The sequence below is a fragment of the Pseudonocardia lacus genome (assembly GCF_018531445.1).
Lineage (GTDB): Bacteria > Actinomycetota > Actinomycetes > Mycobacteriales > Pseudonocardiaceae > Pseudonocardia > Pseudonocardia lacus.
Genome location: NZ_JAHDTH010000293.1, coordinates 1 through 7019, shown reverse-complemented (window position 1 = coordinate 7019; position 7019 = coordinate 1). Strand labels below are relative to the sequence as shown.

Annotated in this window: 4 protein-coding genes and 1 pseudogene; 2 read left to right on the top strand and 3 right to left on the bottom strand. The window is 71.2% G+C overall.

The genetic code is table 11. From position 1 onward, the window contains the following. The 3 genes and pseudogenes from KIK08_RS35915 to KIK08_RS35905 form a co-directional block, all read right to left on the bottom strand. A pseudogene (locus KIK08_RS35915) lies at positions 1–3505 on the bottom strand (hypothetical protein); the annotation flags it as partial. After that, positions 3393–4031: a hypothetical protein gene (locus KIK08_RS35910; RefSeq protein ID WP_214407777.1), complete on the bottom strand. Its 639-nt coding sequence runs from the start codon at positions 4029–4031 to the stop codon at positions 3393–3395. The pseudogene KIK08_RS35915 and the gene KIK08_RS35910, both read right to left, overlap by 113 nt. Before the next feature lie 1259 nt (positions 4032–5290). Continuing rightward, positions 5291–5455 (bottom strand): transposase, encoded by a 165-nt coding sequence (locus KIK08_RS35905; RefSeq protein WP_250558514.1) that lies wholly within the window; start codon positions 5453–5455, stop codon positions 5291–5293. 8 nt (positions 5456–5463) lie between these two features. Between KIK08_RS35905 and KIK08_RS35900 the strand changes: the two genes are divergently transcribed. Both KIK08_RS35900 and KIK08_RS35895 read left to right on the top strand, forming a co-directional pair. Next, positions 5464–5823: a hypothetical protein gene (locus tag KIK08_RS35900; RefSeq protein WP_214407778.1), complete on the top strand. Its 360-nt coding sequence runs from the start codon at positions 5464–5466 to the stop codon at positions 5821–5823. A gap of 272 nt (positions 5824–6095) precedes the next feature. Continuing rightward, positions 6096–7019 (top strand): SAM-dependent methyltransferase (locus KIK08_RS35895; RefSeq protein WP_214407776.1); only part of this gene is annotated, 924 nt, incomplete at its 3' end.

Below are 7019 nucleotides of genomic sequence, written 5' to 3'. Positions count from 1 at the left end.
CCCCGGAGGTCGCCGCCTTGCCCGTGGCCTCGCACGCCTCGATCCCGCAGTACGCGTCGGTGTTCGCCGCGCTGGTGGCGCTCAGCTCCCGGCCGGACGCGGTGGCGCCGATCGCGCGGACGCTGTCCTCGCGCGCGGCCTTCCGGTCGGCGACCTCGGAGGTGGCCTCGACGTCGCAGTCGCCGGCGGTGGCGGTGCAGTCCGCGGTGGCCGCGGTCTCGCGGACCGGCGCCGCGACGCCCGCCTTCGCGGGGACCCCGGTGACCTCGCCGGTCGTGGCGACCTCCGCGGTGCCCTTGCAGTCGGCGTCGTCGTCGCAGTCGACGCCGGCCCCGGCGGTGCTGGTGGCCACGCCGTCACCGTCGCTTGCGGCGGGCTGGTCGAGGCCGGAGTAGTCGCCGGTCACGGCGGCGCGCTCCCACGCGGCCCGCTGCGCGGTCCGATCCTCGGTGAGGGTGTTGTCGACGTCGGTGGTGGCGTGCGCCTCGCAGGACCCGCCGTCGGCCAGGGTGCAGGACCCGGTGCCGGAGCTGGTGCGCCCCGCCCCGGCGCGCAGCCCGGACGCCGACCCGGAGGTCTTGGCCTGCCCGGCGCCGGTGCACTCCCCCCCGTCACCCTCGCAGCCGACCTCGACGGCCCCGGCGCCGTGCGCCTCGACCCCGCGCCCGGAGTGCTCGACCTCGATGGCGCTGCGGGCGGCGCAGCCGCCTGCGGTGACGGTGCAGCTGGTCTCGGCGCTCGCCTCGGCCTTGGGCGCGGCCTTCGCGGCGGTCGTCGCCGTCGCGGCGGTCCCGGTGGCCGGGTCCGGGGCGTCGGCGGCCTTGCCGACCGTGCGGGTAGTCGCCTTGCCGGTGCAGCCCTCGTCGGGGCAGTCGACCTCGGCGTCGGCGTCGACGGCGCGGTCGGAGCCCTCGCCGTGCAGGGCGACCGAAGCACCGGTGCGGCAGCCGCCGCTCGCGGTGGTGCACGACGACTCGGTGTTGCCGGAGGTCTCCACGGCGGAGCCGGGCGCGGTGGCGGCGACCGCACGGGTACCGGCCGCCTGCCCGGTGCGGACGGACTTCCCGGTGCTCTTCGCCGACGCCGAGCCGGTGCAGTCGTTGCACTCGACGGCGGCGGCCGCCTCGACCCCCTCGGTCTTCCACCCGTCGTCGTCCCCGTCGTCGCCGTGCTCATCGCCGAGGTCTACGGCGGCGCGGGTGGCGCAGCCGGTCTTCGCGGCGGTGCACGTGGCCGTGCCGTCGCCGGAGCGGGAGCGCTGCTCGTCGGCCGTCCGCGCGTCGGCACCCATCTTGCGGACGTCGTCGGCGGCGGCGCGGGCGGCCTCGGCCTTCTCCTTGGCGTTGTCGTCCTGGCCGGTGGCCGAGCTCGTGCAGGTGCCCGCGTCGGTGTCGCAGTCGGCCCGCGCGGTGCGGCGGTCGACCTCGCCGGTGAGCTCGCACCCGCCCTCGCAGGACGCGGTGGCCGCGGTCCGCTCGGCACCCGCGTCGGCGGCGTCGGCCTTCTCCGGGCCGCTGGCGGTGCCGCTGCACTTGCCGGCGACGGTCGCGCAGGCGATCTGGGCGCCGTCCGGGTTGGTCCGGCTGCCCTGCTGGCACTGGTTCGCCGCGCCCTCACACGTCGTGCCGGCCTTGGTGGTGGTGGCCTTGCCGGTCTCCTCGTCGACCTTCTTGCTCTCGGTCGAACTCGTGCAGCCCTTGGCCGCACCGGTCAGCGTGCACGACGCCGAGCCCTTGTTGTCGCCCTTGGAGGTCGACACCGAGCAGCCGGAGGAGACCCCGCTGATCGCGACGCACCGGTCGGTGCCGCGCTCGCCGTCGGCGTCCTCGCTCGCCGCACCGCACGCGACGAACACCCCGCTTGACCCGCAACCGGCCGAGGCGCCCTCGCCGTCGGTGTCGGTGTAGTCCGCGGCGTGGTCGGTGGCCTCGGCGAGCTGCTCGGTGGCCTCGTACACCTCGTCGCGCTTGGACTCGTACTCCTTGGTGCTCTTGGCGTAGGCGTCCTTGGTCTTCTTGTCCGCGCCCTTCGCGGTCGCCTTCTTCTTCTGCTCGGCGAGCGCCTTCTCCTGCGCGGCCAGGTCCTTCTGACCCTTCAGCACGGAGTCGACCAGGTCGGACTGGTCGGGCGACAGCTCCGCCTTGTCCTTCTCGACCTGCTCGACGAGCTCGTCGTGCGCGGCCTTGTCCTTGGCGTAGGCGGCCTTGTCCTTCTTGGTCGCGCCCTTCTCGCCGGCCTTCTTCTTCTGCTCGGCCAACTTCTTCGCCGAGTTCTCGACCTTGATCTGATCCTTGAGCACCTTCTCGGTGTGCTCGGCGGAGTCGTCGTACTCGACGGACTCCTCGTCGCCATCCTCGTCACGGTCATCGTTGCCGTCGTCGTCGCCGTCGTCGGCGGACTTCGAACCCTTCGGCGGGCCGCGCGGAGCGTCCTCGTCGGCATCGGCGGAAAGCAGCTTCGCGGTCGCGCCGTCGTCGGTGGCGCCGCCGTCGGCCGGCTCCAGGTCGTCGATCGCGCTCAGCACCTGCGTCCAGGTGACGTCGTCGGCACCATCGGCACCGGTCTTCTTGCCGTCCTTCTTCGCGTCCTTGGCGCCGGCCTTCTTCGCGTCCTTCGCGCCGGCCTTCTTCGCGTCCTTCGCGTCGGCGTTCTTCGCGTCCTCCGCGGGGGCGCTCTCGCCCATGTCGTCCAGGAGTTCCTTGACGATCGCCAGCCGCGCCTCGTCCCGGTCGTCCTCCGACCCGGCTGCGTCCTCGAGATCGTCCAGGTGCTTCTCGGCGAGTTCGGTGAGCTGACGGCGGACCTGCTTGCCGTCGCCCTTCTCCCCCGCCAGGTCGGCCACGAGCTTGTCGACGTTGCCGTCGGCGCCGCTCTTGTCGCCGCTCTTGTCGCCGCCCTTATCACCGCTCTTCGCCGCGGCCTTCTCCGCGGTCTTCGCGGCGGGCTTCTTCGGCTCGTCCTTCGCCCCGGCCTTCTTCTTCGGAGCGGTCGCCTTGTCGCCCTTACCGGGCGCCGCGGCGGCATCGGCGTCGGTGTCGGCATCGGCGCCGTCCTGCTTCTTCACGAGCTTCGGCGCATCACCCGCATCCGCGCCATCGTCGCCGGCGCCCTCGCCCGTCGACTCGGCATCGGACTCGTCACCGGTCTTCGGCCCGCCCTTCTTGTCCTTCTTGGGCTTGCCCTTGGGCTTGGCCTTCTCGCCGGCCTTCTTGTCCTCCGCGGCCTGAGCCTTCTCATCGTCCTGGGACTCGGCGTTCTCGTCGTCCCGCGACTCGCCGTTCTCGTCGTCCCGCGACTCGCCGTTCTCGTCGTCCCCCGACTCAGCGCTCTCGTCGTCCCGCGACTCAGCGTTCTCGTCGTCCCGCGACTCAGCGTTCTCGTCGTCCCGCGACTCAGCGTTCTCGTCCGTCCCGCGACTCAGCGTTCTCGTCGTCCCGCGACTCAGCGTTCTCGTCGTCCCGCGACTCAGCGTTCTCGTCGTCCCGCGACTCAGCGTTCTCGCCATCCTGCGACTCGGCGTTCTCGTCGTCCTGCGACTCGGCGTTCTCGGCCTTCTTGGGCTTGGCCTTGTCGCCCGCCTTCTCGTCCTTCTCGGGCTTGGGCTTGTCGCCGTCCTTCTGGACCTTCTTCGGCTCGGGCTTGTCACCGTCCTTCGGCCCGGCCTTCTTGTCCTTCTTCGGGCCGGGCTTGTCGCCGCCCTTCTTGTCCTTCTTCGGGTCGGCCTTCTCGTCCGACGAATCCGCCCCCGACTGGCCGGATCCCTCGGAACCGTTCTTCCCGCCCGCGGGCCTGGTGCTGCCTCCCTTCACCAGGCCCTGCGCCGCGGCGCTCACCGGGACCGCCGCGGACGCCGGCGCGGCGGCCAGGAAGGCCGCCCCGAACCACAGCACCACGACCAGACCCGACACCCACAACAGCCACCGCACGACCGCCCACGCCTTGTCCCGGACGGAGAGCCGCAGCTGCACGGGCACGTCGGAACGCACGTCGAGGCCACCGGGCCCCGCGTGCGTCTCGACCTGCCGGCTCATGCTGGAGACTCCCTGCTCGGAAGGGAGGAGGAGATGGTGCGGCTCGTCCAACGGGCGAGAAACCGCTGGCGGCACACTCCCAAGACATGCAGCACACCGGGCCTGCGCACGTCGCGCCTGAGGCAGCGACCCGCGCCGGACGGTCGTCGTAACCACGTCCAGCGGCCCTGCTCCGGGGACCGGTCGTTGCGGCGACGTCAGCAGCGACTGTCTTCCGGTGAGCCCCGACTACACACCTTGAGCTCACCGGCAAAAGTAGCAACCGCCACCCGGTCCGGGCAACACCCACTTCACCAGGTCCCGCCGAGTGCCCCACCCGCAGCCGCTCCGAACCCTGCGCGGGCCAGGCCCGCGAAGCCCCCCACCGACGCTCCGAACCCCTCCACCGGCGCCGGGAGCGGCCCGGCGACGCTTCCACACCCTCCGCCGACACCGGCAGGCGAGGCGGCCCGCGCCGCCTCCACCCCGTTCAGGCACACCATTCAGGAGGTCACAGCGGAATCCGCTCGGCAGCCGGACCGTCGAAATGGGGACGCCGATCCACCTCACGAGCCCGGCCGCAAGCACGATTCCGCGTGACGTCCATGTTCCCGCAAGCGCATCCCAACCGGTGGCTCGACCCGGTCCCACACCCGCATGTCCGCCCCTCAGCCGGCGCCCACCGTCCGATACCTTGACTCCGTATTGTCCGGTACATGTGGGAATCGGCGGACGCCTCGAACTCGATCCCGGTGCCGCCTTCGGGCCGCTGAGGCCTGCACCGCGGGAAAGTCGAGAATCGCCGTCGACGCCCACCACCTGGCTCGACCCGAGTCGTCAGCCGAGACGCCGCGGGGCGCGAAGACCGCGATGCCGGAGATGTCGCCCCGGCCGGCGCCAGACGGGGCGCACGAATCGTCGACGACCGCCACGTCCGACGAACACGGTGCGAGCCCCTCTTCGGATCGCGCGTGCACCTGCTCGATCTCTCGCGCTCTCGGCGTCGGTGACAGATCGCGTCGACCGTGGCCGGATACTCACGCATGGCAGGCACTCGGGGTGATTGGAATATCGGCGTCCTTCAACACCGCGCAGATCGGCTCGATCCGAATTCTTCCCGATTCTTGTCGATGTAGTCGATGATTACCGCCGTGGACGGTCGAACTCCGCAAAGAAGGCCGATGCCGACTTCAAGATCGCGTGTTCCCGCCGCAACTCCCGGGCCTCCCGGCTCCAACCCTGTGGGGTTCCAGCACTCAGCCGCACCCGATGATAGGGGTTCACGCCGCGGCTTCGTACTCGTTGATCAGTCCGCCGAGGATCGGGCGGCGGCTGATCCGATTGCTGACGAGGTCTGTGGCCGGCTCGCCGGGGCGTGGCGGCTGCAGGCGCAGGGCTTGATGTGGCCGGTGGTGGTTGTAATGCGCGGTGTACTCGGCGAGCACCTCCGTAGGTGACGTTCACCGGCGATCAGCATCCGGTCGGTGAGTTCGGTGCGGATCGTCAGCACGAGGCGTTCGGCGAGGCAATTCGCTCGTGGGCAACGGGGCAGGATCTTGACCACAGTGATGCCAGCGGCGGCGAGGACGGCGTCGAACGAGGCGGTGAACTGGCCGGCGCGGTCGAGGACGAGGAACCGAAGAACTTGCGCCAGCTGGTGTCGGTGTGGCGATCCGGGGCCGGTGGGATGCGGCGCCACCGCAAGATGCAGCGGATGGTGCTGGCCAGTCCGGCGGAGGACGGCGACTTCGTGGCGCAGCACGAGGAGTTCGATGTCCTTCGACACGGCCCGGCACCCGAGCAGCCCGATTGAGTAGAGCACCTGCTGGAAGGTGAGGTACAGCAGTCGAAGGAACACCACCGCGATCATGCCCGCGCCTCGGCGGAGGCGGATCACCGCTGGGGTCAGACGCGCAGGCCGAGTTTATGAGCTGGGTGGCCAGGGCTCAGCCGTCGGTACTGCGCTGCGGCGCTCAGCGTCGCTCTTGCTCGGCTGGCAACCCGACGCACGCCGGGCACACCTGAAGGTGTTGGATGGGGTCTGCGCCAATGGAGCGGGGCCGGGGTGTCGACAGCGCGAAGGGGATGAGTGCCGTGGTCAGCGAGTCACCCGAAGACGTCGAGGCACGATCGGGGATCGACATGTCCGTTCCGCACTCGGCCCGGATCTGGAACTACTGGTTGGGCGGCAAGGACAACTACCCGGTCGACCGCGCAGCCGGCGATGCATGGGCCGCCACCGCCCCGGAGATCCGTGACATCGCGCGCGCCTCGCGCGCGTTCCTCGCCCGTGCCGTGGTCTACCTGGTCGAGCAGGAGGGCGTGCGGCAGTTCCTCGACGTCGGCACGGGGCTGCCCACCGCGGACAACACCCACGAGGTCGCCCAGCGCCACGCCCCCGACGCCCGCATCGCCTACGTCGATCACGACAAGCTCGTACTGGCCCACGCCCGGGCGCTGCTGACGTCGACCCCGGAAGGTGCCACCCGCTACATCGACGCGGACATGGGCGACACGGCGGCGATCCTGAGGGGTGCCGCGGAGATCCTCGACTTCACCAAGCCGGTGGCCCTGCTGTTCATGGGCGTGCTCGGCCACGTCGCCGACTACGACGAGGCCCGCAGGCTCGTGCGGACCCTGCTCGACGCGCTGCCGTCGGGCAGCTTCCTGGTCATCAGCGACGGCTCCGAGTCCGCGGCGATCCTCGAGGCCGAGAAGGCCTACGCCAAGTCCGGTGCGGTTCCCTACGTCAACCGCTCGCGGGCCGAGGTCGCCGGGTTCTTCGAGGGCCTGGATTGGGTCGACCCCGGGCTGGAGTACGTCAACCTGTGGCGGCCGACCTCGCTGGCCGGGGTGTCCACCCTGCCCGGGGCGGACAGCCCTGAATCGCCCCGGCGTGTCCGGAGACCTAAGGACTTGAGTGTCCAGCCGCGGCGAGGGCGGCGTGGTGACGATAGTGGGCGGTCTCCAACTCCGCGGGTGGGATGTCTCCGCAGGCCTGGAACAGGC